This window comes from Azospirillum fermentarium (assembly GCF_025961205.1).
Taxonomy (GTDB): Bacteria; Pseudomonadota; Alphaproteobacteria; order Azospirillales; family Azospirillaceae; genus Azospirillum; species Azospirillum fermentarium.
The window spans coordinates 829,148-854,691 of record NZ_JAOQNH010000002.1 but is presented as its reverse complement, the minus strand read 5'-3'; the positions used below and the strand labels follow the sequence as shown (position 1 = coordinate 854,691).

The following is a 25,544-nucleotide window of genomic DNA, read 5'->3' as shown; positions in this document are numbered from 1 at the left end:
CGCACGCCCCAACCTCCGAGGGATCGTTATGAGCAACCAGTCGCTTCAGGCGCGGCGCGATGCCGCTGTGGTCCGTGGCATCTCCAACATGCTGCCCGTGTATGTGGAGCGGGCGGAAAACGCCGAGGTGTGGGACGTCGAGGGCCGCCGCTTCATCGACTTCGCGGGCGGCATCGCGGTGCTCAACACCGGCCACCGTCACCCGAAGGTGATGGACGCGGTGAAGAAGCAGGCCGACGCCTTCACCCACACCTGCTTCATGGTCACGCCGTACGAATCCTTCGTGGCGCTGGCGGAAAAGCTGAACGACCTGACCCCCGGCACCCACGCCAAGAAGACCGGCTTCTTCACCACGGGTGCGGAAGCGGTGGAAAACGCCGTGAAGGTGGCCCGCGCCCACACCGGCCGTCCGGGCGTGATCTCGTTTGCCGGCGGCTTCCACGGCCGCACGCTGATGACCATGGCGCTGACCGGCAAGGTCGCCCCGTACAAGGTCGGCTTCGGCCCCTTCCCGTCGGAGGTGTTCCACGTGCCGTTCCCCAACGCCTATCGCGGCGTGTCGGTGGACGACAGCATCAAGGCGCTGGAAAACCTGTTCAAGACCGACATCGAGGCCACCCGCGTCGCCGCCATCATCGTCGAGCCGGTGCAGGGTGAGGGCGGGTTCAACATCGCCCCGCCGGAATTCCTCCAGAAGGTCCGCGCCATCTGCGACCAGCACGGCATCGTGATGGTGGTGGACGAGATCCAGACCGGCTTCGCCCGCACCGGCAAGCTGTTCGCGGTGGAGCACGCGGGCGTGGTGCCCGACCTGATGACCATGGCCAAGAGCCTGGGCGGCGGCTTCCCCATCTCGGCCCTGACCGGCAAGGCGGAGATCATGGACGCGCCCATTCCCGGCGGCCTGGGCGGCACCTACGCCGGCAGCCCGCTGGCCTGCGCCGCCGGTCTGGCGGTGCTGGAAGCCATCGAGGAAGAAAAGCTGATCGACCGCGCCAACACCATCGGCGAGCGCATCACCACCCGCTTCAAGACCATGGCCCAGCGCAACAGCCTGTCGTGCATCGGCGACGTGCGCGGCCTGGGCGCCATGATCGCGGTGGAACTGGTCAAGGACCGCGGCACCAAGGAACCGGCCCCGGAACTGACCAAGGCGCTGGTGCAGAAGGCGGCGGACAAGGGCCTGATCCTGCTGTCCTGCGGTACCTACGGCAACGTCATCCGCATCCTGGTGCCGCTGACCGCCTCGGACGCGCTGATCGACGAGGGTCTGGCGGTGATCGAGGGCGCGCTGGAGGAACTGGTCTCCGCGTAAGGGATCGTTTACCATAAAAGCAATCCAATGGAAGGGCCGGTGGCGGAGTCGCAAACTCCGGCACCGGCCTTTATCATTTGATTACACCTTCTATTTTATATTTCCCGGAGCGGTGCTGCGCAAAAGTGACAGTGCCGTGACGTTTGGGGGAGGGACAGGATCAAGAATTGACGATTTTTTGTTCACAAAAGCCCGCAAGATCATTGTGGTTGTTGTTTTTGCAGCCTTTGGGTTACGGCCCATTGGCCGCAACAGCGATTGCGTGTTAATTCAACGGAAATCATGATCGGCGCGTTACGGTTAAGCCACCTTAACGACGTCCGGCGGACGGGGGACCGGCATGCGCATCCTGGTGGTCGATGATTCGCGGATGAACCGCAAGGTTCTCTGCAACCAGCTCATCGAATGGGGGCATAAGGCGGTTTCCGTCGAAACCGGACGGGAAGCGCTGGAACGGGTGCAGATGGAATCCTTCGACGTGGTGCTGGTCGATTACCGGGCCGGCGACATGGACGGGGTGGAAATCTGCTGGCATCTGCGCTCCAGCCAGGGCACGCGCCACCTCTATCTGATGCTCATGCTGCCCGGCAGCATCACCAACCAGTTCCTGGAGGTGGTGGAGAACGGGGCGGATGAATTCCTGCGCAAGCCCATCGACTTCCCCTGGCTGAACGCCCGGCTGCTGGCGGCGTCGCGGGTGGTGCAGATGCAGCAGGAGCTGGTGCGGCTGGCGACCACCGACGGGCTGACCGGGGCGCTGAACCGCCGCCATTTCCTGGAATGCGCCAACGACGAGGTGGCGCGCAGCCGCCGGGCCGGGCGCCCGCTCAGCGTGCTGATGCTCGACATCGACCATTTCAAGCAGATCAACGACACCTTCGGCCATCCGGCCGGCGACGAGGCCATCCGCACCAACGTGCGCACCACCCGCCAGATCGTGCGCGGCTGCGACGTGCTGGGCCGGCTGGGGGGCGAGGAGTTCGCGGTGATGCTGCCCGATACCGCCCGTGACGGCGCGCTGGTGGTGGCCGAACGGCTGCGGCGGTCCATGGCGGTGACGGCGGTGGCCCCGGCGGGGGTGAAGCCGTTCAACTACACCGTCAGCATCGGCGTGGCGTGGCTGGGGGCGGACGACCACGGCATCGACAGCGTCCTGGCCCGCGCGGACGAGGCGCTGTACCGCGCCAAGCGCGGCGGGCGCAACCGGGTGGTGACCCAGGACGCCGTTCCGGCGGAGGTCCAGACGGCCTGATTCCCCGGATCCTGCGTGATCTTTCCCCCCTCCCGCCGTTGATAACGCTGTCGGCGGCGATGGCGGAGGATGGGCATGGGGCAGCGGTGGCCGGAACGGCTGTGGATCGTGCGGCATGGGGAAAGTGCGGGCAACGTGGCGCGGGACGCGGCGCTGTCCGCCGGGCTGGCCCGCATCGACATTGCCGAACGGGACGTGGACGTCCCCCTCAGCCCGCTGGGGGAGGAGCAGTCGCAGGCGCTGGCCCGCTGGTTCGCCGGGCTGGGTGCGGACCGGTGCCCCGATGTGGTGCTGGTGTCGCCGTACCGCCGCGCCCGCCGCACGGCGGACCTGATCCGGGACGGCGGCGGGGTGGAACCGGCCAGGGACGGATTCGTCACCGACGAGCGGCTGCGGGAAAAGGAATTCGGCATCCTCGACGGGCTGACCCGTCACGGGATCACGGCCCAGCACCCGGAACAGGCGGAATTCCGCCGGATTCTCGGCAAGTTCTACCACCGCCCGCCGGGGGGTGAGAGCTGGTGCGACGTGATCTTGCGCCTGCGCAGCGCGCTGGACACCATCAGCCTGCATTACAGCGGGCGGCGGGTGTTGATCGTCACCCATCAGGTGGTGGTGCTGTGCCTGCGCTATCTTCTGGAAAACCTGACCGAGGATGAGATCCTGACCATCGACGCGGCGGGGGACGTGGCGAACTGTTCGGTCACCGAATACGCCTTCGATCCCGCGTTGGGGCCGAACGGCGGGCTGGGGCTGGTGCGCTACAACATGACGGCCCCGGTGGCACAGGCCGGCACCCCGGTCACCGCCGAACCCGACGCCCCCGTGGCGGCCCGCTGAGGGGGAGGGAATCATGGGCGAGGAACGGGTCATCACCGCCGGCAGCCTGCGCCGCCATCCCCTGCCGCAGCCGGGGGAGGACGGTGACAAGGAACAACGGGGCCGGGTTCTGGTGGTGGGGGGCTGCACGGCGGTGCCGGGCGGGGTGCTGCTGGCCGGCACCGCGGCGTTGCGGGCCGGGGCGGGCAAGCTGCAGATGGCGGTGCCGCGCAGCGTGGCTGTTCCCCTGGGGCTGGCGGTGCCCGAGGCGCTGGTGGCCGGGCTTCCCGAAACCGAACAGGGCGACATCGCCGAGACGGCGGCGGACATGCTGGGCGACCGGACCGCCCGCTGTTCGGCGCTGCTGATCGGCCCCGGCATGATGGACGGGCCGTGCGTGGCCGCCCTGACCGCCGGGGTGCTGGACCGGGTGGCGCCGGGGCCGTGCATCGTGCTGGACGCGGCGGCGCTGACCGCCCTGCACGGCGATGGGGCGGATGCCCCGTGGCTGCACCGCCACCGGGGCCGGGTGGTGCTGACCCCGCACGCGGGCGAGATGGCCGGCCTGCTGGGCTGCCCCCGCGCGGCGGTGGAGGCCGATCCGCTGGACGCCGCACGGCGGGCGGCGGCGCGGTTCCAGGCGGTGGTGGCGATGAAGGGCGCCACCACCCACGTGGTGACGCCGCAGGGGGAATGCTGGTCCTATCGGGAAGGGACGGTGGGGCTGGCCACCGGCGGGTCGGGGGACACGCTGGCCGGCATCGCCGCCGGGCTGCTGGCCCGTGGCGCCACGCCCCTGAATGCTGCCATGTGGGCGGTGTGGCTGCATGGGGAGGCGGGCAACCGCCTGGCGCGCAGCCGGGGGCCGCTGGGCTTTCTGGCCCGCGAACTGCTCGCGGAAATACCGGCGGCAATGATTTTGCCCGATCTTTCGGCATAGATCACGCTTATCCTGCGCCGCGCCCCCTTGAAAGCCGTGGACGCGGGGGCTATCAAGTCCCCCGCGCAAGCCCCATGCGGAGGAAAGCCACCATGAGCGCCATCACCGATATTCACGCCCGCGAGATCCTCGATAGCCGCGGCAACCCGACCGTCGAGGTCGATGTGACCCTGGACAGCGGCGTCATGGGCCGTGCGGCGGTGCCGTCGGGGGCCTCCACCGGCGCCCACGAGGCGGTCGAACTGCGCGACGGCGACAAGTCCCGCTTCGGCGGCAAGGGCGTGCTGAAGGCGGTCGATTCCGTCAACGGCGAAATCGCCGACGCCCTGCTGGGCCTGGACAGCGACAACCAGTGCGCCGTCGATCTGGCGATGCTGGAACTGGACGGCACGCCCAACAAGTCGCGTCTGGGCGCCAACGCCATCCTGGGCGTCAGCATGGCCGTTGCCAAGGCCCAGGCGCTGGAAGCCGGGCTGCCGCTGTACCGCTATGTCGGCGGAGCCTTCGCGTCGCTGCTGCCGGTGCCGATGATGAACATCATCAACGGCGGCGCGCACGCCGACAACCCCATCGACATCCAGGAATTCATGATCATGCCGGTCGGCGCCGACACCTGCGCCGATTCGATCCGCATGGGCTCGGAAATCTTCCAGGCCCTGAAGAAGAAGCTGAAGGACGCCGGCCACAACACCAACGTGGGTGACGAGGGCGGCTTCGCTCCCAACCTGGCGTCGGCGGACGAAGCCCTGAGCTTCATCATGAAGGCGGTGGAAGCCGCCGGCTACACCCCCGGCGACGACGTGGTGCTGGCGCTCGACGCCGCCTCCACCGAGTTCTACAAGAACGGCAAGTACGAGTTGGCCGGCGAAGGCAAGTCGCTGGACAGCGAAGGCATGGCCCGTTACTGGGAAGATCTGGTGGCGCGCTACCCGATCGTGTCCATCGAAGACGGCATGTCGGAGGACGACTGGGCCGGCTGGAAGGGTCTGACCGACCTGCTGGGCAAGAAGGTGCAGCTTGTCGGCGATGACCTGTTCGTCACCAACCCCGCCCGTCTGGCCGATGGCATCAAGAAGGGTGTGGGCAACTCCATCCTGGTGAAGGTCAACCAGATCGGCACCCTGACCGAGACGCTGCAGGCCGTGGACATGGCCCACAAGGCCAATTACACCGCCGTCCTGTCGCACCGTTCGGGCGAGACCGAGGACAGCACCATCGCCGATCTGGCGGTGGCCACCAACTGCGGCCAGATCAAGACCGGCTCGCTCAGCCGTTCGGACCGTCTGGCCAAGTACAACCAGCTCATCCGCATCGAAGAACAGCTTGGTGTGGCCGCCCGCTTCGCCGGCAAGAGCATCCTGAAGGTCTGATGACCCCGGACGCTTCGGCGTGAGATGAAAAGGGGCCGGGGATCGGTTGGCGATCCCCGGCCCCTTTCGTTTTCATCAGGGTGCTGTTTTACCGATGATGGCGAAGAATCATATCGCCGCTGATGCGGCTCACACTGGATTCCCGCTTCCGCGGGAATGACGATGATTGAAGCGCTATAGCCCGTGAAGAGGGCTTTCGCCCCTTACCCCTGCGGCACCAGGATGGCGATGCAGCGGTCCACCAGGGCGGCGCGCTCCTCCTCGGTGGCGTTGATGACCAGCAGGCCCTGGCCGAACAGGAAGCTGTACATCAGGAACGCCTGGGCGCTGGCCGTGGAGTCGTCCAGGCCCAGTTCGCGGTAAAGCCGGGTGGTCAGGGACAGACGCTCGGCGTCCACCTCCGCCGCGGCGGCAGACGCCGCCGGGTCGCGCCGCGCCCAGTCGCGGATGGCCAGTTCGATGGCGATGCCCTTGGGATTCACGGTCGAGACGTAGATGCGGATCAACCGGGCGATGCGGTCGCGGGCCAGCGGGCCGGCGGCCTGCACCTGCCGGTGCAGCGCCTCGATGCGGCCAGTCTTCCAGGTGTCCAGCATGGCCGCCAACAGGTCGGGGCGGTCCTTGAAATGCCAGTAGAAGCCGCCCTTGGTCACGTTCAGACGGCGGGCCAGGGGTTCGACCTTCACGCCGTCCACGCCGGCCTCGGCCAGGGTGTTCAGCGCCTCTTCGATCCAATCACCGCGGCTGACTCGCACATCCATCGTCGCTTCGGCCTTTCGTCCCGGTTGTGGCATACGGCTGCGTATTGACGGCGGCCGACCCTTACCATACGCTCCCGTACTGATCCGGGGCAACCCGCTTGTCGTTTAGCGGATGCGCCGGCCAATGGACAAGCGATTCATCGCGAAAAACCACACCGGAGGAAGGCCCATGGCCGCTTTTGCCGCCAAAGACCCCGATTTTGAACAGCGGGTGCGCGCCAGCTTCGCCCGCCAGCGCTTCATGGACACGCTGGGCATCACCATGGACCGGGTGGGGCCGGGGGAATGCGTGCTGTCCATGGGTTTCCGTCCCGACCTGTGCCAGCAGCACGGCTATGTCCACGCCGGGGCGACGACGGCGCTGGCCGATTCGGCGGCGGGGTATGCCGCCTACAGCCTGATGCCGGCGGGGTCGTCGGTGCTGACGGTGGAATACAAGCTGAACCTGCTGGCCCCGGCGGCGGGCAAACGGTTCGTTGCCCGCGCGGTGGTGGAAAAGCCGGGCCGCACCTTGTCGGTGGTGCGGTCGGAGGTGGCGGCGGTGGCCGACGACGGCAGTGAACGGGCCGTCGCCCTGATGCAGGCCACCATGATGTGTCTGGCCGACACCTCCGACGCGCCCGCCCTCAGCGCTGGTCCAGCTTGATCTCGATGCGGCGGTTGCGGGCCAGCGCCTCGTCGGTGCGGCCGGGGTCGAGCGGCTGGAACTCGCCGAAGCCGGCGGCGGCCAGCCGTTCCGCCGGGATGCCCTGTTCGCTCAGGTATTTCACCACGGCGATGGCGCGCGCCGCCGACAATTCCCAGTTGGACGGGAACTGCGGGGTGCTGATGGGCCGCTGGTCGGTGTGCCCGTCCACCCGCAGCACCCAGTTGATGTCGCCGGGGATCGACTTGCCGATGTCGATCAGGGTGCGGGCCAGTTGCGCCAGCCGCTGTTTGCCGCCTTCCTCCAGACTGGCCGACGCGGTGGGGAACAGCAGTTCCGACTGGAACACGAAACGGTCGCCGACGATGCGGACGTCGGGGCGATTGCCCAGCGCCTCCCGCACCCGTCCGAAGAATTCGGAGCGGTAGCGGGCCAACTCCTGCACCTTGCTGGCCAGTGCCTGATTGAGCCGGGCGCCCAGTTCGGCGATCTGCACCTTCTGTTCGGCGGCCTGCCTTTCCGAGGCCTCCAGCACGGCACCGATCTCCGCCAACTGTTTGCGCAGCAGGGCGATCTGCTGATTCAGCAGGTCGATTTGCGCCGCCCCCTGCTGCCCGGCCGTCTTTTCCCCGGCCAGTGCCTTTTCCAGATCGGCCAGCCGGATGTCGCGGGCGTCAATCTCCTTCTGCGCCAGCATGGTCTTGTCCCTGGCGTCGGCCACCTGGGCTTCCAGCGCCTTGGAGCGGTCGCGCAGATTGCCCAGTTCGGCCAGCAGCGCCTGACGCTGCTCCTCGCTCAGCTTCCGGGCGGCGGTCAGGCCGTCGAGCTGGGCCTGCAGGGTGCGTTGCTGCTCGTCCGCCTGCCTGCGGGTGGCCGCCAGGGTGCCGGCCTGTTCCTGCAACGTCTTTTCCTGGTCCTTCTGCTGGTCTTCCAGCAGGCGGCGGGCGGCCACCAGTTCCGCCACCTGTCCCTCCAGCGACTGGCGGGCATCGCGCAGGGCCTTGAGGTCGGCCTGCAGGCTGGCGATTTCCTTCAGTTTCCGTTCGATGGTCTCACGGTCGGCGGTGACCGTGCGGTTCAGCTCCTCCGCCGCCTTGCGCGCCGCTTCCAGATCGGCGGTGGCCACGGTCAGCCGGCGATCCAGGGCGTCGCGGGCGTCGGCCGACTCGGCCAACTGGCGGGTCAACTGTGCGTTGGCCGCCCCCAGTTCGGTGTTGGCCTGCTTCTGCATGGCCAGGATCTCGTTCAGTTCGGCAACCTTGCCGTTCAGAACGTGAAGCTGCTCGTCGCGCCCGGTGATGGCGGTGGCGAGGTAGAATTGCGCCACCACGAAGATCATCAGCAGGAAGATGACCACCATCACCAGCGACGACAGCGCATCGACCCAGCCGGGCCACGCGCTGACATCGGAACGGCTGTTGCGCCGGCTGAGGGATGCCATGGGGTGGCGCTCCTGTCAGGCAAGGTGAAAGGGGAACGGGGTCAGCGGGCTTCCGGCTCGTCGGCCAGGGCGGCGATGGTGCGGGTCAGCACCTTGATCTCGGTGCGGATCTCATGCACGGCCTGATTGCGCCCCGTGACCGATTCCTCCACCAGCCGTGCCAGATAGACGTCGATGTTGCGCAGGTGCTGGCGCGAGTTCTCGTCCAGCCCGCCGATGTTGCCTTCCATCAGCCGGGTCAGCGCGTGGCGCATCTCCACCTGATTTTCCGCCAGCTTGACCAGCAGCCCCTGTTCCGCCCGCATCTGGTCGGTCAGGGCTGACAGCCGTTCGGTCAGGGCCACCAGATTGCTGTTGGACGACCGCCGGCTGTCCTCCGCCGCCGCGACGGTGCGCTGCAGCGTCTCCATGTTCTCCGCGGTGGTCTCCAGCAGCGCCTGGACATAGGCCGGCACCGACTGGTCCCCCGTCTCGAACCCGGTGGCCCCCGACGACAGCCGCGTGGCCCCCGACAGCCAATCCTCCACGTCCTGGAAGAAGCGGTTCTGCGCCTGGCCCGCCTGAAGCTCCAGAAAGCCCAGCACCAGCGACCCCGCCAGCCCGAAGAGGGACGAGGAAAAGGCCGTGCCCATGCCCACCAGCGGGGTTTCCAGCCCGGCCTTCAGCTCGGCGAACATCTGGCCCACGTCGCCGCCGGTCACCGACAGGGTGCCGATGACCGCCCCCACCGACTGCACCGTGGTCAGCAGCCCCCAGAAGGTGCCGAGCAGCCCGAGGAAGATCAGCAGCCCGATCAGATAGCGCGACAGTTCGCGGGATTCGTCCAGCCGGGCCGCGATGCCGTCCAGCAGCGAGCGCATGGACAGGGCCGACAGCATCAGCCGTCCCTTCTTTTCCCCCAGCATGCGGGCCATGGGGGCCAGCAGCACCGGGTCGGCGGGGGCGCCCTGGCCGGCGGTGTGTCCCTGGTTCGCCTGGAAATGCTTCAGCCAAGCCACCTCGGGCCGCAGCATCACCACCTGGCGGAAGATGTAGATGATGCCCACCGTCAGCGCGCCCAGGATCAGCCCGTTCAGCGCCGGGTTGTTCATGAAGGCGTGTTCCAGGGCCGGGAACAGCAGCGCCGCCACCCCCGCGACCACCAGCAGGAACAGGATCATCCGGGTCAGGTACCGCTCGGGGCGGGTCATGTGAACACGGGCCTCCCATAGGCTCGGCTGAAGGGGGCTCGGCTGGCGGGCCGCCGGCTCACTCGTTAAGGAACTCCAGGTCGATGCGGTCATCGGGGCCGTCCTCTGCGGTGTTGCCCAACGCGCGGATATCGACCCGCATGCTGCGCACACCCAGCGCCGACAGCCGTTCCCGCACCGCAATCGCCCGCGTCAGCGACCGCTGCCGTGCTTCCCGTGCCGTGTCCGGCGTGCCGGAGGCGTAGGAGCGCAGCTGCAGCCGCATGGCCGGGCTGGCGTTCATCCGCTGGGCCACGTCGGTCAGGACCGCGTCGGCCGCCGGGGAAATCGCCGGGTCGATGGCGTCGAAGACCACCGACAGGCTGGCGGGCTTCGGCGGCAGGGCCGGCGGCGGCGCCGGCACGGCCGCCACCGCAGGCGGAGGCGGCGGAGCGGCGGACGGGGGCGGAGGAATGGGGGCCGGGCGGTTGGGAGCCGGGGCCGGTTCCGGCGCCCCGCGGGGGGCGGCGGGCGGGTTGACCGGGCTCTCTTCCGCAATCACCGGAACCGAGGGCGGTTCCAGCGGTTCGGGCGCCACGAACCGGCGCGGGGCCGGCACGGGTTTGGGTGTCGCCAGACGGGGGGCCGGGGGAACCGGCAGGGGGGATGCGTTTTCCAGCGTCAGCTTGTCATGCACGGGCGGTGCCGCCGGAGCGGCGGCGGCCGGCTGATGCTTGTCCACCGTGATCCGCACCTGGGCCAGAGCCGGGGCGCTCAGCCCAGCCACGGTCACGGCGGCCAGCAAGGCTGTGGGAAAGCCGCCCATGCGAATGAAACACCCCTTCGTCAACAGCGCGTTTCCCCCTTACATGGGATGCCCCTGCACCATGAATAGCCTATCGGACGGTGTAGCGACAACGCCCATCCCGCCCGACGGCGCCGCCCGGATGGGGATGGATCCCCCATTCGGGCGGAAAATCAGGCGGGTTTGCGCTCCGCACCCGCCTTCTGCTTGTCCGACACGCGCAGAAGCTTGCCGAGCGTCAGGTGCAGATGGGCGTTGGCGGCCAGGATCGACCCGCCATAGACCGGGTTGCGGCCGCCGCCGATCTCGCCGACGAAACCGCCGGCTTCCGTCACCAGCAGCACACCCGCGGCGCAATCCCACGGCGACAGCCCACGCTCCCAGAAGCCCTCGTACCGGCCCGCGGCCACATAGGCGAGGTCGAGCGAGGCGGCGCCGAACCGGCGGATGCCCGCCACCTCGGCCATCACCGTTTCCATCTCGGCCAGGAAGCCCTTGTGGTCGCCGCGGCCCTTGAAAGGCACGCCGGTGGCGACCAGGGAATCGTCCAGCCGGCGGCGTTCGGACACGCGCATGCGCTGATGGTTCAGGAACGCGCCCTGGCCCTTTTCCGCCCAGAACATCTCGTCGTGCACCGGCTCGTAAATGACGCCGGCCACGATCTCGCCGTTCTTTTCCAGCGCGATGGACACCGCCCAATGGGGCAGGCCGTGCAGGAAATTGGTGGTGCCGTCCAGCGGATCGATGATCCAGCGGGTGGTGACATCCTTGCCCTCGACCTTGCCGCCTTCTTCCAGAAGGAAACCGAACTCGGGGCGGGCCTTCGACAGTTCCTCGCGGAGGATCTTTTCGGCCTTGTGGTCGGCGTTGGAGACGAAATCGCTGGGGCCCTTGCGGGACACCTGGAGGTTTTCGACCTCGCCGAAATCGCGGACCAGCGCGCGGCCCGCCTTTTCAGCGGCGCGGGTCATGACGTTGAGGAGGGCGGAACGGGTAGCCATGGATGAGACGATCCTGATAACGGGCACTGAGAAGGGCGGCGCGCGGAACGCGCCGCCCATGCGCGGGAATCAATCCTTGGCGCGTTCGATGTATTCGCCCGACGCCGTGTCCACCACCACGCGGGTGCCGGCTTCGACGTGGGGCGGCACCAGGATCGACACGCCGTTTTCCAGCTTGGCCGGCTTGTAGGAGGAGGAGGCGGTCTGCCCCTTCACCACCGGGTCGGCTTCGGTGATCAGCAGGGTGACCTTGGCCGGCAGTTCCACGCCCAGCGGGCTGCCTTCGTGGGTCTGCACGGTCACTTCCATGCCGTCCTGCAGGAACACGGCCTGGTCGCCGATGATGTCCTTGGAAATCGTGACCTGTTCGAACGATTCCTTGTCCATGAAGGTATAGGCGTCGCCGTCGGCGAACAGGAAGGTCATTTCATGTTCGTCCAGGCGGGCGCGCTCGACGGTTTCCTGGGTGCGGAAACGCTCGATGATCTTGGTGCCCGAACGGATGTCCTTCGCCTCGATCTGGATGAAGGCGCCGCCCTTGCCGGGCTGCACGATGGCGGTTTTCTGGACGACGTAGAGCTTACCGTTGTGCTCCAGCACATGGCCGGCGCGCATCGTGTTGGCATTGACCTTCATGGGGACTTTCCCGTTTTTCCAAGAGACAGGCGGCGCGGACCCTAGCAGCTTGCCCACGCGCCTGCAACGCCGTGCCCGTCATGGCGGCTATGGCCCCCCATGTCAGGCGCTGCGTTGACCGGCGGCGGCCGGCGTGTCCATACCTATGAGCCGCCTAAAATACCCATTGCGTGGGGTTTGTCCATGCCGCATCCGCCCCTATCCCGCCCGCCGTTCTGGCATCCCGACGTTTTCGCCCGCCGCCGGCCCCATCTGGCGGTGCGGGGGCGCGTGCTGGGGGCGGTGCGCCGCTTCTTCGACGGCGCCGGATTCGCCGAGGTGGACACCCCGGCGCTGCAGGTGTCGCCGGGGATGGAGCCGCACCTGAACGCCTTCGCCACCGACCTTGCCGGCCCCTATCCGGGGGAGCGGCGGCGGCTCTACCTCCACACCTCCCCCGAATTCGCCATGAAGAAGCTGCTGGTGGCGGGGGAGCCGCGCATCTACCAGCTGACCCACGCCTTCCGCAACGGCGAGCGGTCGGCCACCCACCACCCGGAATTCTCCATGCTGGAATGGTACCGGGCGGGGGAGGGGTACCGGCAACTGATCGACGATTGCCGGGATCTGGTGCGCGCCGCCGCATCCGCCGCCGGGATGGCGCGGTTCGCCTTCAACGGCATGGACTGCGACCCCTTCGCCCCCTGGCGCATCCTGACCGTGCCGGACGCCTTTCACGAATACGCCGGCATCGACCTGATGGCCTGCTGCGACGGCACCCACGAGCCTGACCCGGCCCCGCTGGCGGCGGCGGCGGCGGCGGCGGGCATCCCACCCCACACCGGCGACCGGTGGGAGGACATCGTGTTCCGCGTGCTGTTCGAACGGATCGAGCCGCATCTGGGCCAGGGCGTGCCGTGCGTGCTGACCGACTATCCCCTGTGTATGGCGGCCCTGTCGCGGCCCAAGCCCGAGGATGGCCGGCTGGCCGAGCGATTCGAGCTGTATGCCTGCGGGCTGGAGCTGGCGAACGCCTTCGGCGAGCTGACCGACCCGGCGGTGCAGCGGGCGCGCTTCGCCGCCGACATGGACCTGAAGGAACGGCTCTACGGCGAGCGCTTCCCGGTGGACGAGGATTTCCTGGCAGCATTGGAGCATGGAATGCCCGATTGCTCCGGCATCGCGCTGGGGTTCGACCGGCTGGTGATGCTGTGCAGCGGGGCGGCGGACATCACCGACGTGCTGTGGGCACCTGTGGCGCCGGTGTCAGCATGACCGGGCTTCGGGCCGGGATGGGGCATTTTTGTGTCCGTATCCCTTCCGCCCGCTCCACCGTTTGGAGTAAGGTCGCGCTCTGACCGCGTAACCCCTTCGTAAAAGCAGATATTCGATCATGGCTGTCCGGTTCTGGCGCATCGCGCTTGTCGTTCCCGAGGTTCACACCCCCGCTTTCGCCGAGGCGGTGGGCGATCACGCCGACGCGGTGTCGTCCTTCGAGCTGGACGAGGGGGAGACCTGGCTGATCGAGGCCACCGCCCACACGCCCCCCGATCTGCCGCGGCTGGAAACCCGTGTCGCGCTGCTGGCCCAGGCGCTCGGCGTGCCGGAGCCCAAGGTGATCGTTGAGGACATCCCCTCCATCGACTGGGTGTCCTATACCTATCAGGCGTTCCCGCCGATCCGCGCCGGGCGCTATTTCGTCCACGGCTCCCACCTGGAAGACCCGGTGCCGCCGGGCAGCATCCCGCTGCTGGTGGACGCCGCCACGGCGTTCGGCACCGGCGAGCACGGCTCGACCAACGGCTGCCTGCAGGCCCTGCACCGGGTGTCGCGGGTGCTGCGGCTGGGGACCGGGCGGGGGCAGGGCGCCCTGGACATGGGGTGCGGCTCGGGCATCCTGGCGCTGGCGGTGGCCAAGACGTGGCGGGTGCCGGTGGTGGCCGTCGATATCGACCCGGAAGCGGTGCGCGTCACCCTGGAAAACGCCCACCTGAACGGCGTGGCCCCGCTGATCGCGAGCGAGGGCGGCGACGGCTATCACACCCCGGTGGTGCGCCGCCGCGGCCCCTACCGCCTGATCACCGCCAACATCCTGGCCCGCCCGCTGGCCCGCATGGCGCCGCTGCTGGCCCGCAATCTGGTGCCGGGCGGCTACGCCATCCTGTCCGGGCTGCTGAACCGCCAGGAACGCCACGTGATCCAGGCCCACCGCACCCAGGGCCTGCATCTGGTCGCCCGCATTCCCGTCGGCGAGTGGACCACGCTGATCATGCGCAAGCGGTAAGGGGGAAAGAGGCTCACCCCGCCGTGCTTTTCTCCGGCGCCGCCGTTTCCAGCGGCAGGGCCAGGGGAAGCGTCAGGATGAAATGGGCGCCCCCCTCGCCGCCCTCCGGCCCCAGCGAGAGGTGCCCCTTGAGGTTCTGCTGCACCGTGTTGAAGGCCAGATGCAGGCCCAGTCCGGTGTTGCCCTGGCCCCGGCGGGTGGTGAAGAAGGGTTCGAACACCCGGCGCCGTACGTCCGCCGGAATGCCGGGCCCGGTGTCGCGGTAGTCGATGCGGACCTGCCCGCCGTCCTTTTCGGCCACGGTGATGGCGATGTGCCCGCCGCCGCCGTCACCGCTGAAGGCGTGATCCAGGGAGTTCATCACCAGGATCGTCACCACCTGTGACAGGGCGCCGGGGTAGCTGTCGGCGATCAGCCCCTCGGCGCAGTCGAGGGCGATGGCGACTCCGGCGCGGTCGCATTTCGGCTTCACGCTGATGATCGTCTGCGACAGGGTTTCGCGCAGGTCGAAGCCGCGCCGCCGTTCGCTGGACTGGTCGGCGGCCACCTGCTTGAACGCCTGCACCAGATTGGCGGCCCGCTCCATGTTGCCCTGGATCAGCCCGGCGATTTCCTGGGAGCGGGCGATGAAGCTCTCGAATTCCGACCGTTTCAGCGCGCCGCGGGCCTGCGCCTCCATGATGGTCTTCACCTCTTCGGTCAGCAGGCTGGCGCCGGTCAGGGTGATGCCGATGGGGGTGTTGACCTCGTGCGCCACGCCGGCCACCACGCTGCCCAGCGCCGCCATCTTCTCGCTGTGGATCAACTGCTCCTGGGCGGCGCGCAGGTCGGCCAGGGCGCGCTCGGCCTGTTCGCGGGCCTGGCGCTGCGCCTCCTCGCTGGCGGTCAGGGCGTGGGTGCGCTGCGCCAGTGCGGCGGTGTTGGTGCGGAACACTTCCAGCGCGCCGGCGATCTTCAGGAATTCGCTGTGGCGGACCGGGGGAATGGGGGTGTTCAGGTCGCCGTCGGCGATGCGGCGGGTGGCGGCGGCAAGCTGGGCCAGGGGCCGCACCACCGTGCGCCCCACCACCAGCCACACGAACGCCAGCGGCCCCAGGAAGGTGGCCGCGGCAACCGCCACCAGCCAGTGCCGCGCCGCACTGATCTGGGCGGCGACCGCGGCCTTGGTCTGTTCGGCCTGCTGCTCCACCAGCCCGACCACGCGGGACACGGCGACGCTGAGGGTGGTCACAACCTCCCGCCCCTGGAGGGTGCGGCGCTCGCTGTCGGCACGCAGGGCCAGCAGGCGGGTGCGCACGGGGAACAGCCCGTCCGGCCCGGTGGCCAGGGCGGTGAATTCGGCCAGCAGCCGCCCCGCCGCCGCCTGCTCCGGGCTGCCGGCGGGCAGGGCGGCGACCGCGGCGTCGAACCGGATGCGGGCGGCGTCGAAATTGGCCTGGGCCGCCTGCAGCGCGGTGTGCTGTTCGATCTGGCCGGCGTCGTAAAGGCGCAGCATCATGCGGTCCCCGGCGGATTCCAGATCCCAGCGCAGGGAATCGGACACCGCCCGGTGCTCGGCGTTGTCCAGCCGGGCCAGGAACACGTCGAGTCCGGCCTGGAGCCGTTCCAGGGACTGGCGCAGGCGGCGGTTCTTGCCCTCCACCTCGATCCGCTGCTCCACCAGCTGGTTGCGCTGGCTGACGTTCTCCTCCAGCGCGCGGACGATCCCGGCGATGGGTTCCACATGGGGGGCCGTGGCGGGGATGCGGCGCAGGGCCGACAGGGCATCGACCAGGGCATAGGCATGCTGTCCCAGCGACACCACGGCGTTCTGCCGCTGGATCTGGTTGCGCGCCGCTTCGATCTCGCCGCTGCCGGCGGCATAGCGGTTGGTTGTTTCCGCCAGCCGCAGCGCCTGATTGAGCGCGGTGGCCTGTTCCTGCGACACGACGGCGAACAGGTGTTCGATACGGGTGTAGGAATAAGCGCTGATGCCCACGGCCACCAGGGTCATCGCCGCCACGGCGAACGCCGCGGCGACCACCGTCGCCCGCACGCTGCGCCGCCGGAATCCCAGACCGTCCGTCACCGTTTCCGCCTTCCTTCCGCCGGCTGCCCGCCGGCACGTTCCGGTTGCACCCCGTCCCTGAACCCTGATGAGATGGTTGATCCATCCCCGCCAAGGCCGGCATGATGCCCGAGCACAACGTCTTCGCCAATGGAGAACCGCAGGCATGACCGGGCGCGGGATGGGATCGGAAAAGGAAACCGGCGGCCGGGTGTGGCGCCGCGGCGTGTCGGTCCTCCTGGCGGTCTTCGGCATGCTTGCCGTGCCGGCGGCGGCGGACGAGCTTCGCTTTCTCACCTGGGCCGATTACATCGCCCCCGACGTGGTGGCGAAGTTCGAGCGGGAGACCGGCCACACGCTCATCGTCGATACCTTCATGACCGTGGGCGAACTGCGGGAACGGCTGAAGCCCGGCGCTCCGGTGCGCTACGACATCGCCCACCCCGCCGATTACGACGTGCCCCTGCTGGCGCAGTCCGGGGTGCTGGAGCCGATCAACGCGCAGGAACTGCCCGGCTATGCCAACCTGCTGGACGGGTGGCGGTCGCCCCCCTATGACCGCCGCAACGAATGGAGCGTGCCGTTCCATTGGGGCACCACCTCCATCGTGGTGGACACGGCGGCGTATCAGGGGGACATCGACACCTATCGCCTGCTGTTCGACCCGCCGCCGGAGTTGAAGGACAAGGTGGGGTTCCTGATCGGGGCGGAAGAGACGCTGCGCATGGCCCTGCTCTACATGGGCCAGCCGCAATGCACGTCGGACCGGGCGGTGCTGGACCGGGCCATGGGGCTGGTGCGCCCGCTGCTGCACCCGAGCCGGGTCTACGACATCAGTTCCGTGCTCGACACCCTGACCAGCGGGCGGGTGGCGGTGGCGGTCGCGTGGAACGGCGATGCCCTGCGCGCCCGCGCCATCCGCCCCACGCTCCGCTATGCCTATCCCAAGGAGGGGATCATCGTCTGGTCCGACGCGCTGGTGGTGATGAAGGGCACCCCCCACAAGGCCGCGGCCCTGCAATTCATCAATTTCATGCTCCAGCCGGAAAACGCCGCGCTGCAAAGCAATTTCTCCCGCTACGCCAACACCATCCGCGGGTCCGACACCTGGATGGACCCCGACCTGCTGGACGCGCCCGAAGTGGTGCTGCCCAGCCATGTGCAGGTGCGTTTCTTCCGCTCCTGCAACAGCGAGCAACTGGGGCTGTACGGGGAGATCTGGGATCCCGTGCTCCAGGGCGTGCAGAAGACGTTGCCCAAGCCCTGACGCGCGGGGCAGGGGCTTTGCGTTTGAAGCCGGACGCAGCCGCCCCCACATCTCTTGCCAGGGTCCGCAGTCTGGGTTGACGGCACGACGCCTCCCCAAGCCGGGCCGGAAAAGGCAAGGAGAGGGGGTTTCCGTGACCACGTTCACCGGCCAGGACAGCCTGAAGACCCGCCGTTCGCTGACGGTGGGGGGCGCATCCTACGATTATTTCAGCCTGACGGCGGCGGAGGCCGCGGGGCTGGGCGACGTGTCCCGCCTGCCGTTTTCCATGAAGGTGCTGCTGGAAAACCTTCTGCGGTTCGAGGACGGGCGGTCGGTCACCGCCGCCGACGTGCGTGCGGTGGCGGCGTGGCTGGTGGACCGGCGGTCGGACCGTGAAATCGCCTATCGCCCCGCCCGTGTGCTGATGCAGGACTTCACCGGCGTGCCCGCCGTCTGCGATCTGGCCGCGATGCGGGAGGCGATGGCGGACCTGGGCGGCGATCCCCAGCGCATCAACCCGCTGGTGCCGGTGGATCTGGTGATCGACCACTCGGTGATGGTGGACCAGTTCGGCACCGCCGGCGCGTTCAAGGCCAACGTGGACCTGGAGTTCCAGCGCAACGGCGAGCGCTATGCCTTCCTGCGGTGGGGGCAGGGGGCGTTCGACAATTTCCGCGTCGTGCCGCCGGGCACCGGCATCTGCCATCAGGTCAACACCGAATATCTGGCCCAGGTGGTGTGGACCGACACCGACCCGGCGGGCCGGCTGGTCGCCTACCCGGACACGCTGGTGGGCACCGACAGCCACACCACCATGGTCAACGGCCTGGCGGTGCTGGGCTGGGGCGTGGGCGGGATCGAGGCGGAAGCGGCCATGCTGGGCCAGCCCATCTCCATGCTGATCCCCGAGGTGATCGGGTTCAAGCTGACCGGCACCTTGCGGGAGGGCACCACCGCCACCGATCTGGTGCTGACCGTCACCCAGATGCTGCGGAAAAAGGGGGTGGTGGGCAAGTTCGTGGAATTCTACGGCCCCGGCCTGGACCACCTGACGCTGCCCGACCGCGCCACCATCGGCAACATGGCCCCGGAATACGGTGCCACCTGCGGCATCTTCCCCATCGACGCCGAGACCATCCGCTATCTGGCCTTCACCGGACGCGATCCCGGACGGGTGGCGCTGGTGGAGGCGTACGCCAAGGCCCAAGGCATGTGGCGCGGCGCCGAGACGCCCGAACCGGTGTTCACCGACACGCTGGAATTGGACATGGGCACGGTGGAACCGTCGCTGGCCGGGCCGAAGCGGCCGCAGGACCGGGTGGCGCTGACCGACGCAGCATCGTCCTTCGCCGCCGACCTGACCGGCACCTTCAAGGCCGCCGAGCCCAAGCGCGCGGAGCCGGTGGCGGGAACGGGCTACAGCCTGACCCATGGGGCGGTGGTGATCGCCGCCATCACCTCGTGCACCAACACATCCAATCCGGCGGTGCTGGTGGCCGCGGGGCTGGTGGCGAAGAAGGCGGTGGAGAAGGGGCTGACGACGCGCCCATGGGTCAAGACCTCTCTGGCCCCCGGCTCGCAGGTGGTCACCGACTATCTGGCCAAGGCGGGGCTGCAGGACGCGCTGGACACGCTGGGGTTCAACATCGTGGGTTACGGCTGCACCACCTGCATCGGCAATTCCGGCCCTCTGCCCGAGCCGGTGGCCGCGGCGGTGGAGGCCGGGGATCTGGTGGTCGCCGCCGTGCTGTCGGGCAACCGCAATTTCGAAGGCCGCGTCAACCCCCACACCCGCGCCAACTATCTGGCCAGCCCGCCCTTGTGCGTGGCCTATGCCCTGGCCGGAACCATGCTGACCGACCTGACCCGCGACCCGCTGGGCACCGGCTCCGACGGCCAGCCGGTCTATCTCAAGGACATCTGGCCCACCAGCCACGAGGTGCAGGCGGCCATCAACGCCGCCCTGAGCCCCGCCATGTTCCGCAGACGCTATGCCGACGTGTTTCTTGGGCCCCCGGAATGGCAGGCCATCGCCGCGGCGGGCGGCCAAGCCTATGCCTGGGACGCCACCTCCACCTATGTCAAGCGCCCGCCCTTCTTCGAAGGGATGCCGAAGGTGCCGGGGGCGGTCGGCGACGTGCACGGGGCGCGGTTGCTGGCGCTTCTGGGGGACTCCATCACCACCGACCACATTTCCCCCGCCGGCTCGATCAAGAAGACCAGCCCGGCAGGCGAATACCTGCTGGCCCATCAGGTGCGGGTGGCGGATTTCAATTCCTACGGTTCCCGCCGCGGCAATCACGAGGTGATGATGCGCGGCACCTTTGCCAACATCCGCATCCGCAACGAACTGTTGCCGGGGGTGGAGGGGGGCGAGACGCGCCACGTGCCTTCGGGCGAGCAACTGCCCATTTACACCGCCGCCATGCGCTATGCGGACGAGGGAGTGCCGCTGGTGATCGTGGCCGGCAAGGAATACGGCACCGGATCGTCGCGCGACTGGGCGGCCAAGGGCACGCGGCTGCTGGGCGTGCGGGCCGTCATCGCTGAAAGCTTCGAGCGCATCCACAGGTCCAATCTGGTGGGCATGGGCATCCTGGCGCTGCAGTTCAAGGACGGCATGACCCGCGCGGATCTGAGTCTCGACGGCACGGAAACCTTTGATATCACCGGCATCGAAACCGGACTGACCCCGCGCAAGGATGTGACCCTGACCGTGACACGCTCCGACGGATCCACCCGGACGGTGCCGCTGCTGTGTCGGATCGATACACTGGACGAGTTGGAATATTACCGGCATGGCGGTGTTTTGAATTATGTACTTCGCAATTTGGCGTCGTAATGCATTCCATATTGCCCGCGAGGGTGGACGCGGGCCGGCGCTTGGGGCAAGGATAGGGTGGATGCGCTGACCGGAGCAGACCGCTTTGCACAAGGCCCTCACGCCGACCCTTCCGCCTGATGCCCTGCCCGGCATGGCGGCGGACGATGCCCTGCTGCTGGTGCAGTGGGTGGCGGATGGCCGTGCCTGCCCCATCACCGCCGCATCCCCCGCCGCCGCGGCGCTGGTGGGGGTGGGGGGCGGGATGGGCGCGCTGCTGCACCCCGGCGACCGTGCGCGGTTCCTGGCCGAGATTCAAGGGGCGGCCTCCGCCGGGCGCCGGCAGGTGTGCCACCACCATCACCGCATCCTGGACCGGCAGGGGCGGGAGCGTTGGTGGCAGACGGTCACCACCCTGTCCTCCCACGCCGGCGGGGTGGTGACGTGCGCCAGCCATGCCTTCGACATCACGGGCGAGGGGGTGGAGCCGGCCTTGGGCGACCCGCTGTTCCGGGCGCTGCTGGATTCCATCCCCGACCTGATTTTCATCAAGGATCACAACAGCATCTATATGGGGTGCAACCGGGCCTTCGCCGGCTGCTTCGGGGTTGACGTGGCGTGGGTGGTCGGGCGCAGCGATTACGATCTGGTGCCCGGCAACCGCGAGCTTGCCGCCTTTTTCCGTTCCCACGACCGCGCCATGCTGGCCGAAGGGCGGCCCCGCCGGTTCGAGGAATGGGTCACCGCCGCCGACGGGCGCGTGATCCTGCTGGAAACCCTGAAGACGCCGTTCTTCGGCCCCTCGGGCGAGGTGCTGGGGATCATCGGCGTGTCTCACGACATCACCGCCGCGGCCAAGGACCGCGACGCCCTGCGCGAGAGCGAGGAGCGGGTCCGCCTGCTGCTCCATTCCACGCGGGACGGCATCCTCGGGCTGGATGGGGAGGGTGTCTGCACCCTGGCCAACCCGGCATCGGCCCGGCTGCTGGGCTATGGCTCCTCCGCCGATCTGATCGGGCAGCCGCTGACCGGGCTGGCCCAGGGACTGGCCGGCGGTCTGAACGGCAGCCTGCAGGACGAGACGGTGTGGCGGAACGACGGGTCCAGCTTTGCCGCCGATATCCGGTCCGCCCCGGTGATGCGGGATGGCGAGCGGATCGGCGCGGTGATCCGCATCACCGACGTCACCGAACGCCGCCGCAACCAGGAGCATCTGCGCGTCCTGTCCCAGGCCCTGGACCAAAGCCGGCTGGGCGTGGTGATTGCCGATGCCCACGGGCAGGTGTCCTATGTCAACCCCCGTGCGGCGGAGATGACCGGGCTGGCACGGGAAGAGGTGGTGCGGCTGGACGGTTTCCTGTCGGCCCTGCTGCCCCCCGCTTGGGAGGGGACGGTCCGGCTGTGGCGCGCCGTGCTGGCGGGCGAAACGTGGGAGGACGAGCTGACCCTGCGCACACCGGGTGGCGTGGCGGCGCGGGTGCTGCTGCGCGCGTTTCCCGTGCGGGGGGGTGACGGCACCATCGCCAACCTGCTGTGCCTGGCCGAAGACGTGACCGACCGCCACCAGGCCGAAGAGCACATCCGCCGGGCGCAGAAGATGCAGGCGGTCGGGGTGCTGGCCGGAGGCATCGCCCACGATTTCAACAACATCCTGCTGGTCATCACCGGCTATGCCCATCTGGTGCTGGACCGGCTGTCCGGCGGCAGCGACCTGCGCGAGGATGTGGAACAGATCATCGACGCCACCCGGCGGGCGCAGGATCTGGTGGGGCAGTTGCTGACCTTCTCCCGCCAGGACATGGCGGAGATGCAGGTCATCGACCTGCGCCGCACGGTGGAAGAGGCGGTGAAGCTGGCGTCCGCCGCCATTCCGTCCACCATCCATCTGCGCACCGTCAGCGGTGCCGGGCCGATGACGGTTCTGGCGGCACCGAACCAAATCCATCAGATGATGCTCAACCTGTGCAAGAACGCCGCCGATGCCATCGGCGAAGCGCGCCGTGACGGCGGAACCATCATCGTCTCGATGACCCATGTGTCGGTGGGCCAGCCGCAGCCGTTGAGCCGCGCCACGCTGGAGCCGGGGCGCTACATCTGCCTGACGGTGGCCGACAGCGGCTGCGGCATTCCCGCGGCGGTGCAGGAGCGCATGTTCGAGCCCTTCTTCACCACCAAGCCGGTGGGGAAGGGGACCGGGCTGGGGCTGGCCGCCGTCCACGGCATCGCCGGACGCCACGGCGGGGTGATCGACGTGGTGAGTTCCCCGGCACTCGGCACCAGCATCAGCCTGTATCTGCCGTTCTACGATGCCGGCCTGTCGTGGGGCGGGGGCAGGGCGGCGCGGGTGCTGCTGGTCGGCGGGACGGAAGGCGCGCGGGCTCTGGCCGCGCACCTGTTGCGCAGCCAAGGGTTGCGGGTGGTCGCGACCGGCAGCGAACGGCGGGGGCGGGCGCTGTTCGCCATGGCGCCCCACCGTTTCGCCGCCGTGATCCTGCCCGCCGCAACGCCGGGCGCCGGCTGGAAAACCTTGACCATGGCCCGGTCCCTGGCCGCATCATCGGGGGATATCCCGATCATTCTGTGCAACGCCCAGGAGTGTCAGGAAAAGACGCTCATCGGGAACGAAGCGGCCGCCGCCGGGATTACCATCGCCCCGTCGGACCCGTCGGCCTTCATGGCCTTGGTTGCCCGCATCATCGGGACACGGCGCAGCGCCAATCGGGGGGGAGAGCCGGGGGCCCGGGACAAGGACGGCGCATCGCTCTCTGTCCGTCACAGTGAAAAGGGGTAACGCCGTATGGCGACGATACTGGTTATTGATGACGACGATATGGTCCGCACCCTGCTGATCCGCACCCTGGCCCGTGGCGGCCATCAGGCGGTCGGCGCCGCCGACGGTGCCGAAGGGGTGCGGTATGTCCAGGACAATCCCGTGGATCTGGTGATCACCGACATCTTCATGCCACAGCAGGAAGGGCTGGCGACCATCATGCAGATCCGGCGGGGCTGCCCCGGCAGCCGGATCATCGCCATTTCCGGCGGCGGTGCGCGGGAATCCCTGGATGTGCTTCCGGTGGCCGAAGCACTGGGCGCGGCCCGGTCCCTGCGCAAGCCCTTCACCCCCTCCGAGGTGCTGGCGGCGGTTCAGGAGGTTCTGGACGGCCCCGAATAATTTCCTTCGGCCTATGAAGAAAAGTGCTTGACCGGTACCGCATGATCTTCTAGAAACCGCCCACCGCAGCGAACGACGTCCCCGTCGTCTAGAGGCCTAGGACACCGCCCTTTCACGGCGGCGACACGGGTTCGAATCCCGTCGGGGACGCCAATTTCGCCGCCTGCCCATCGTGGCAGGCACCATGCGGACGGCCGCGGCAGACAATGCCGTGCACGACGTCCCCGTCGTCTAGAGGCCTAGGACACCGCCCTTTCACGGCGGCGACACGGGTTCGAATCCCGTCGGGGACGCCATCTCGCTTTTGCGGCCTGAAAGCTCACCTAAGAGCTTGAAGGGCAAGGACAAATCAGGTGTTCTAAAGCCTTCGTTCCGAACGTAGCTCAGGTGGTTCGCGAAGGTCAGTTTCAGCACGGTACGTTTATCTTCCAATTTGTCGGAACACCAGAGTTTCCAAGGGCTTAGCAGGTACTCAAGCGCCGTTCTAAGTGTGCTATCAAAGCTGCTTTTCGGACGACCTGAATTTGCCATCCGTTCTTGGATGAGCAGCTTTTCCCGCTCCAGCTTCTGCACCTTCTGTTCGTAGGCTGCGATCACGCTCGACGTGCTTGTCTCAAGGATGCGTTCGAGCAGTTGTTCGACCTGCCGTTCGATCTTGACGATTTCTGCGCCGAGCGCCTTCGTCTCGGTCGCGCTCTGCATCGACCGGCGATCCCAGAGGCTCTTGAACATATCCTTGACGACCTTGAACGCGGTAGCGCTTGGCGTCATGGTTTGAAGCAGCTTCTCGAATTCCTCCTCGATCCGGTCGCGGCGAATCGACTTGCCATAGCTGGCACAGCCGCGTTTCGGGCAGAGGTAATAGGGGTGATAGCTATGCGCCCCCTTCGACCAGCAGGCGGTGAGCGTGCCGCCGCAATCGCCGCAACTGACGAAGCCACGAAGCGGGAAATCCTCATTGAGGTTCTTTCGAGCCGGAGCGCGGCCAATGCCCTTCAGACGGTCTTGGATGCGCTGGTAGGTCTGGAAGCTGATAAGCGGCTCATGCTGGCCGACCCGCAGCGACACGCCCCATTCAGGGGCTTCGACATACCCGGCATAGACGCACTGGTTCAGCAGGACATGCACCCGCTGGTGCCGGACGCGCTGCGTCCTGTCCTTGGGGAACAGGGGGTGCTCTTGCAGGAAGCGCATGACATCGGCTTGGTTCTCGAAGCGGCCCAAAGCGTAGCCTTCAAGCGCTTCCTGAACGACAGAGGCGACAGGCTCATTGCGCTTAAGCATCCTGCCGCCGCCGGTCACGCGCTCATACTTGTAACCTGCCGGAGGCTGGAACACCCAATAGCCGTTCATGAGGCGGGCGCGCATGCGGTTCTTGGTCTGTTCGCCGTTCTTCTGGCGCTGGTGCTGCGAGACGCTGGCGAGCAGGTTTTCGACCAGCACCGAGTCGGAGTCTTCGCCGAACTCGATGGAGGGCGATTCCAGAATGCCGCCTGCGTTGGCAATAGAGCTGCGCAGCTCAAGGTGAGCTTGCAGGCCCCGCGCCAGACGTGACACGTCGTCGATGATAACGACGGTGCCCTTGGCGCGACGTTTGCGGATGAAAGCGAGCATCGCCTTCATGCCGGGACGGTCGATCAGGCTGCCGGACACATCGTCATGGAACGCTTCCACGACATGATAGCCCTTCATGCGGGCGAATTCCCGGCAGCGTGTTTCCTGCGACCGCAGGCCATCCCCAAGCGTCGATTGCTTGACGCTGGAGACGCGGCAGTAGATCACTGCCGCTTTCTGTTCATTTTGAATCATGGAGCTTCCTTCCTTTTTTCCATGGTTG

General features: G+C 68.0%; 20 protein-coding genes and 2 tRNA genes. 14 read left to right on the top strand and 8 right to left on the bottom strand.

Going from position 1 to position 25,544, the window contains the following annotated elements; translation table 11 throughout:
• The first annotated feature begins 28 nt into the window (after positions 1–28).
• The 5 genes from gabT (at position 29) to eno (ending at position 5,696) form a co-directional block, all read left to right on the top strand.
• Positions 29–1,315, top strand: a complete 1,287-nt coding sequence (gabT, locus tag M2352_RS18655) for a 4-aminobutyrate--2-oxoglutarate transaminase (RefSeq protein ID WP_264666011.1) — start codon at positions 29–31, stop codon at positions 1,313–1,315.
• A 340-nt stretch (positions 1,316–1,655) separates the two neighbouring features.
• Positions 1,656–2,567: a diguanylate cyclase gene (locus M2352_RS18650; RefSeq protein ID WP_264666010.1), complete on the top strand. Its 912-nt coding sequence runs from the start codon at positions 1,656–1,658 to the stop codon at positions 2,565–2,567.
• 75 nt (positions 2,568–2,642) lie between these two features.
• Positions 2,643–3,407 (top strand): histidine phosphatase family protein, encoded by a 765-nt coding sequence (locus tag M2352_RS18645; protein ID WP_264666009.1) that lies wholly within the window; start codon positions 2,643–2,645, stop codon positions 3,405–3,407.
• A 13-nt stretch (positions 3,408–3,420) separates the two neighbouring features.
• A complete protein-coding gene (locus M2352_RS18640) occupies positions 3,421–4,326 on the top strand; it encodes an NAD(P)H-hydrate dehydratase (RefSeq protein WP_264666008.1) in 906 nt (301 codons plus the stop codon).
• Positions 4,327–4,418: 92 nt separating this feature from the next.
• A complete protein-coding gene (gene eno / locus M2352_RS18635) occupies positions 4,419–5,696 on the top strand; it encodes a phosphopyruvate hydratase (protein ID WP_264666007.1) in 1,278 nt (425 codons plus the stop codon).
• Between the two features lie 203 nt (positions 5,697–5,899).
• Here eno and M2352_RS18630 read toward each other — a convergent pair whose 3' ends face one another.
• On the bottom strand, positions 5,900–6,457 hold the full coding sequence (locus M2352_RS18630; RefSeq protein WP_264666006.1) for a TetR/AcrR family transcriptional regulator: 558 nt from the start codon (positions 6,455–6,457) through the stop codon (positions 5,900–5,902).
• A gap of 169 nt (positions 6,458–6,626) precedes the next feature.
• Between M2352_RS18630 and M2352_RS18625 the strand changes: the two genes are divergently transcribed.
• Positions 6,627–7,103, top strand: a complete 477-nt coding sequence (locus M2352_RS18625; RefSeq protein ID WP_264666005.1) for a PaaI family thioesterase — start codon at positions 6,627–6,629, stop codon at positions 7,101–7,103.
• Here M2352_RS18625 and M2352_RS18620 read toward each other — a convergent pair.
• From M2352_RS18620 to efp, 5 genes are all read right to left on the bottom strand, one after another.
• A complete protein-coding gene (locus M2352_RS18620) occupies positions 7,084–8,544 on the bottom strand; it encodes a peptidoglycan -binding protein (RefSeq protein WP_264666004.1) in 1,461 nt (486 codons plus the stop codon). The genes M2352_RS18625 and M2352_RS18620 overlap by 20 nt on opposite strands.
• 41 nt (positions 8,545–8,585) lie before the next feature.
• Positions 8,586–9,734: a flagellar motor protein MotA gene (locus M2352_RS18615; RefSeq protein ID WP_264666003.1), complete on the bottom strand. Its 1,149-nt coding sequence runs from the start codon at positions 9,732–9,734 to the stop codon at positions 8,586–8,588.
• 58 nt (positions 9,735–9,792) lie between these two features.
• A complete protein-coding gene (locus M2352_RS18610; RefSeq protein ID WP_264666002.1) occupies positions 9,793–10,539 on the bottom strand; it encodes an OmpA family protein in 747 nt (248 codons plus the stop codon).
• Between the two features lie 152 nt (positions 10,540–10,691).
• Positions 10,692–11,519 (bottom strand): inositol monophosphatase family protein, encoded by an 828-nt coding sequence (locus M2352_RS18605; RefSeq protein ID WP_264666001.1) that lies wholly within the window; start codon positions 11,517–11,519, stop codon positions 10,692–10,694.
• A gap of 69 nt (positions 11,520–11,588) precedes the next feature.
• Positions 11,589–12,155: an elongation factor P gene (efp, locus tag M2352_RS18600; protein ID WP_264666000.1), complete on the bottom strand. Its 567-nt coding sequence runs from the start codon at positions 12,153–12,155 to the stop codon at positions 11,589–11,591.
• Positions 12,156–12,338: 183 nt separating this feature from the next.
• On the opposite strand from efp, the gene epmA reads away from it, so the two are divergent.
• A complete protein-coding gene (epmA, locus tag M2352_RS18595; protein ID WP_264665999.1) occupies positions 12,339–13,409 on the top strand; it encodes an EF-P lysine aminoacylase EpmA in 1,071 nt (356 codons plus the stop codon).
• 118 nt (positions 13,410–13,527) lie between these two features.
• The gene (locus M2352_RS18590) at positions 13,528–14,418 is read left to right on the top strand and encodes a 50S ribosomal protein L11 methyltransferase (RefSeq protein WP_264665998.1); all 891 of its coding nucleotides are present in this window, start codon (positions 13,528–13,530) and stop codon (positions 14,416–14,418) included.
• Between the two features lie 13 nt (positions 14,419–14,431).
• Here M2352_RS18590 and M2352_RS18585 read toward each other — a convergent pair whose 3' ends face one another.
• Entirely contained in the window at positions 14,432–16,486 is a 2,055-nt protein-coding gene (locus tag M2352_RS18585) for a sensor histidine kinase (RefSeq protein WP_264665997.1), read from the bottom strand.
• A gap of 145 nt (positions 16,487–16,631) precedes the next feature.
• Between M2352_RS18585 and M2352_RS18580 the strand changes: the two genes are divergently transcribed.
• The 6 genes from M2352_RS18580 (at position 16,632) to M2352_RS18555 (ending at position 24,003) form a co-directional block, all read left to right on the top strand.
• Positions 16,632–17,732, top strand: a complete 1,101-nt coding sequence (locus M2352_RS18580) for an extracellular solute-binding protein (protein ID WP_264665996.1) — start codon at positions 16,632–16,634, stop codon at positions 17,730–17,732.
• A 133-nt stretch (positions 17,733–17,865) separates the two neighbouring features.
• Positions 17,866–20,556, top strand: coding sequence for an aconitate hydratase AcnA (gene acnA, locus M2352_RS18575; protein WP_264665995.1), 2,691 nt, complete (start codon positions 17,866–17,868; stop codon positions 20,554–20,556).
• 85 nt (positions 20,557–20,641) lie between these two features.
• A complete protein-coding gene (locus M2352_RS18570) occupies positions 20,642–23,326 on the top strand; it encodes a PAS domain S-box protein (protein ID WP_264665994.1) in 2,685 nt (894 codons plus the stop codon).
• Positions 23,327–23,332: 6 nt separating this feature from the next.
• Positions 23,333–23,707: a response regulator gene (locus M2352_RS18565; protein WP_264665993.1), complete on the top strand. Its 375-nt coding sequence runs from the start codon at positions 23,333–23,335 to the stop codon at positions 23,705–23,707.
• Positions 23,708–23,784: 77 nt separating this feature from the next.
• Positions 23,785–23,860, top strand: a tRNA-Glu gene (locus M2352_RS18560).
• 67 nt (positions 23,861–23,927) lie between these two features.
• Positions 23,928–24,003 (top strand) — tRNA-Glu (locus M2352_RS18555).
• Here the strand turns inward: M2352_RS18555 and M2352_RS26630 are convergent.
• Positions 23,963–25,516, bottom strand: a complete 1,554-nt coding sequence (locus M2352_RS26630; RefSeq protein WP_406567298.1) for a recombinase family protein — start codon at positions 25,514–25,516, stop codon at positions 23,963–23,965. The two genes, M2352_RS18555 and M2352_RS26630, sit on opposite strands and share 41 nt — an antisense overlap.
• Positions 25,517–25,544: the final 28 nt, after the last annotated feature.

Bases quoted from the DNA above. Each gene is read 5' to 3' on its own strand.
- gabT (WP_264666011.1), top strand. From the start codon at position 29: ATGAGCAACCAGTCGCTTCAGGCGCGGCGCGATGCCGCTGTGGTCCGT.
- M2352_RS18650 (WP_264666010.1), top strand. From the start codon at position 1,656: ATGCGCATCCTGGTGGTCGATGATTCGCGGATGAACCGCAAGGTTCTC.
- M2352_RS18645 (WP_264666009.1), top strand. From the start codon at position 2,643: ATGGGGCAGCGGTGGCCGGAACGGCTGTGGATCGTGCGGCATGGGGAA.
- M2352_RS18640 (WP_264666008.1), top strand. From the start codon at position 3,421: ATGGGCGAGGAACGGGTCATCACCGCCGGCAGCCTGCGCCGCCATCCC.
- eno (WP_264666007.1), top strand. From the start codon at position 4,419: ATGAGCGCCATCACCGATATTCACGCCCGCGAGATCCTCGATAGCCGC.
- M2352_RS18630 (WP_264666006.1), bottom strand. From the start codon at position 6,457: ATGGATGTGCGAGTCAGCCGCGGTGATTGGATCGAAGAGGCGCTGAAC.
- M2352_RS18625 (WP_264666005.1), top strand. From the start codon at position 6,627: ATGGCCGCTTTTGCCGCCAAAGACCCCGATTTTGAACAGCGGGTGCGC.
- M2352_RS18620 (WP_264666004.1), bottom strand. From the start codon at position 8,544: ATGGCATCCCTCAGCCGGCGCAACAGCCGTTCCGATGTCAGCGCGTGG.
- M2352_RS18615 (WP_264666003.1), bottom strand. From the start codon at position 9,734: ATGACCCGCCCCGAGCGGTACCTGACCCGGATGATCCTGTTCCTGCTG.
- M2352_RS18610 (WP_264666002.1), bottom strand. From the start codon at position 10,539: ATGGGCGGCTTTCCCACAGCCTTGCTGGCCGCCGTGACCGTGGCTGGG.
- M2352_RS18605 (WP_264666001.1), bottom strand. From the start codon at position 11,519: ATGGCTACCCGTTCCGCCCTCCTCAACGTCATGACCCGCGCCGCTGAA.
- efp (WP_264666000.1), bottom strand. From the start codon at position 12,155: ATGAAGGTCAATGCCAACACGATGCGCGCCGGCCATGTGCTGGAGCAC.
- epmA (WP_264665999.1), top strand. From the start codon at position 12,339: ATGCCGCATCCGCCCCTATCCCGCCCGCCGTTCTGGCATCCCGACGTT.
- M2352_RS18590 (WP_264665998.1), top strand. From the start codon at position 13,528: ATGGCTGTCCGGTTCTGGCGCATCGCGCTTGTCGTTCCCGAGGTTCAC.
- M2352_RS18580 (WP_264665996.1), top strand. From the start codon at position 16,632: ATGACCGGGCGCGGGATGGGATCGGAAAAGGAAACCGGCGGCCGGGTG.
- M2352_RS18565 (WP_264665993.1), top strand. From the start codon at position 23,333: ATGGCGACGATACTGGTTATTGATGACGACGATATGGTCCGCACCCTG.
- M2352_RS26630 (WP_406567298.1), bottom strand. From the start codon at position 25,516: ATGATTCAAAATGAACAGAAAGCGGCAGTGATCTACTGCCGCGTCTCC.